Source organism: Limnofasciculus baicalensis BBK-W-15 (assembly GCF_024178385.1).
Classification (GTDB): Bacteria; Cyanobacteriota; Cyanobacteriia; order Cyanobacteriales; family Coleofasciculaceae; genus Limnofasciculus; species Limnofasciculus baicalensis.
Genome location: NZ_JAMZMM010000539.1, coordinates 1 through 2,998 on the forward strand (window position 1 = coordinate 1; position 2,998 = coordinate 2,998).

The 2,998-nt window shown below is 39.1% G+C and carries 2 protein-coding genes; both read right to left on the reverse strand.

The window, feature by feature from the left end:
* Positions 1 to 163: 163 nt before the first annotated feature.
* A complete protein-coding gene (locus NJ959_RS27830; protein ID WP_254015012.1) occupies positions 164 to 1,894 on the reverse strand; it encodes a carotenoid oxygenase family protein in 1,731 nt (576 codons plus the stop codon).
* 107 nt (positions 1,895 to 2,001) lie between these two features.
* Complete coding sequence (locus NJ959_RS27835; protein ID WP_254015013.1) at positions 2,002 to 2,871, reverse strand: carbohydrate ABC transporter permease; 870 nt, start codon at positions 2,869 to 2,871, stop codon at positions 2,002 to 2,004.
* Positions 2,872 to 2,998: the final 127 nt, after the last annotated feature.

A 2,998-nucleotide genomic window follows, 5' to 3' on the forward strand; every position in this document is an offset into this window, starting at 1 on the left:
GATTTGATCTATATTATCACCGATAATCTTAATCCAAAACCCGCCCAACCCACCAAGACTTAGAAACCCGGTTTCTTAGAGAAACCGGGTTTCTGGGTGTGGGGTTTATTTACGCCCACTCCCTTATCAGTTTAATTTTTGTTTACAAACAGCATCTAACGTGCTAACGATTCAGAACTTTATCTTTTCTGCCAGAGAAAAATTCAAAGGGAACAGAAACCAAACTCCGCAACGCACATTGAAGGCGATTCACCCGATACTGGCGAGGTGCTGGAGTTATTTTATCAAAATATTCTGAATGTAAGGTGAACCCAAAGCAAACTTCTTCCGGTAGAGATAACTTAGCAATAGGACCATTTTTGAGATTATCTGCTGCAAATAGCCACGCTTCGGATAATTTGTCAGCAAATACTGTGGTCATAATATATCCCTTACCTTGAGGAATGAATTGAATGCTATCCTGAATGTAGCCATCGGGATAGACATAAAAATCTAGTAAATCTTTTCCTAAATCTGGTAGTTTTATATCAGGATTATTCTGATATTCAGCTTGAATTTTTTCTGTCAACTCATCCCAATTAAGATTTGTGGGAATACAAGCGAGAATTCCTGGCAAATTATGTTTAGGCAATTTTTTATCTGACACGACACGGTTAGGATGATCCCGGAATTCTAGATAGTGACGACGGGAAATAAATTCTCGGTAGTAACCAGCATAAATCTGATAAATTGCCGAGTAGCCTTCTGGTGTAAACTGTTCTCGTGAATCCGCAGTATAGAGAGTGGTAGTGTACCAACCTGGATGAATAAATGTTTGGTTACTTATTAATTCAGTTTCGCGAATTACTACCTTTTGTAAGACACCGGGTTGGAATGTAAACATCCACGGTATTCCCCAATATTCAGGACTAAAGCGTTCTCCAGTAAAGTGGTTAACATCCGTGGGTTCTATTGCTTCAGTGAGGGAAACTGTCGGTTGTTGAACAGCAACCATATTAATGTTGCCATTCTGATGGCGGTAGTTACAGAGGAAGTGAAAACTTTGACCGGGAAAGGTAACAAGGCGCGAGGGAACGGTATAGTTTTCTTCTTTTAAGTTATTTCGATCTACAATATAAAGTTGTGTATTTGGATAAGCTTTGGCGGCGGGAAGATTCAGTCCCATTAATTTCGTTAAGCCCATTTGGAAGGGCATATCTGGAATCATTACTACTTCTTCAGTAACAATTACCGTATGGGGACTGCCATCTAGAGTTGTACCATCTAACTGCCAATGTTTTAAAGTACCTTTGCCATCCCATATATTAATGTAAACGCTGCTAATCATATCGGTAAAAAGTTGCCCGGGATTCGGTATGCTTTTTAACTCACAACTAATCAATAACTTATTCTCTGGATCGTATAATGGATGGGCTGTATTTGTCACCATCGGGAATAATGAGAGAGGCACACTAATAATATGTTCGTCAAAATATCCCACAGGAGTAATAGTTTCTAGTGTAACGGGATCGACTTCCCAGTAACGTCCCGCATCGGCGGCAAAAATCAACCGTCCATCCATATTAACGACACCAGTATTTGCAGGTTCAGCAATACCAAACAGGCTCAATTTTGCAGGAAAAAAGGCTATTTGTTCCCAGGTTATTGGTAGTATATTCTGCCAATAACTATCCCATGTCTTCAGGGGTTGACAGTTTACTTTGACTGAACCGTTTGCGGGTGTCAAATCCCATCGGATGATAACACCTGTCCCGCCAAATAAATGCCGTTCTCCAGCTTTGTGGTAGGGAGCAGCGATGAAGATATAACCAGATATCTCTTCAGGCCAGGTTCCGGAAATTTTAGCTTCAAACTCACCGATGCTGGAACGAGTAAACTGCTGAATTGGTAACATGTCACTTTTTATGTATAGTGCCTAAATATATTTCTAATAATACACTATTTGTGGCAAAAACAAATTAAATTCTAATTAAATAAAATTAAAGGTCATAATTTCAATCTTTAACCTTTAACGGAACCTGCCAATATACCTCGTACAAAATATCGCTGAAGAGCAAAAAATACAATTAGTGGTACAATCATCGTCACAAATGCACCAGCAGTCAGAATTTGCCAAGCTTCTCCGCGAGAGCCAATCATACTGCTTAACCGCATAGTTAAAGGCGCTACTTCGGGTGTTCCCCCTAAATAAACTAACGCTACCAATAAATCATTCCAAACCCACAAAAATTGGAAAACGGCAAAAGATGCGATCGCAGGGAGCGATAATGGTACAATTAATCGAGTAAATGTGGTCAAATGGGACGCACCATCCACCGCCGCTGCTTCAATTAAATCTTTCGGGAGGGAACCAATATAGTTCCGTAATAGATAAATCCCTAATGGCATTCCATAACCCGTATGTGCTAACCAAATACCTAAAAAAGAACCTGCTAATCCAAATTGATTGTAAGCTCTCAATACTGGAATCAGCGTCATCTGTAAAGGTACAACTAGTAAACTCACTACTATAATAAATAATACCTGACGACCGGGAAACTTCATCCAAGCAAAAGCATAAGCGGCAAAAGTTGCCATGGCAATGGGAATCACTGTAGCTGGGATAGCAATTGTCAAACTATTCAGTAAAGCTTGCCCCATTCCTTCGGCACTGAAAACATCAATATAATTACCTATCTGATATTGAGTGAAGTCAAATGGATGTTGAAAAACCTTCCACCACCCTGTATTTAAAAGATCGTTTTTAGGGCGGAGTGAACTAATGAATAAACCAAATGTTGGTAGCGTCCAAATTATACAAATAATGATTATTGTAATATGGACTGGGGCACTTCGGCAGAATTTACTTAAATGCTGGTAAAGAGATTTCATAGTAATTTATTGTTACTTTTTTTTATCCTAATAACAAAGAGGTAAGGGTTAAGAGATTAGAGGTGAATAGAGCAGCTTGCAGCCAGAAAAACTCAAAACTTAAAACTCAAAACTTAAAACTTTATTC

Coding starts and splice junctions, on each gene's coding strand:
- NJ959_RS27830 (WP_254015012.1), bottom strand. CDS start 1,894: ATGTTACCAATTCAGCAGTTTACTCGTTCCAGCATCGGTGAGTTTGAA.
- NJ959_RS27835 (WP_254015013.1), bottom strand. CDS start 2,871: ATGAAATCTCTTTACCAGCATTTAAGTAAATTCTGCCGAAGTGCCCCA.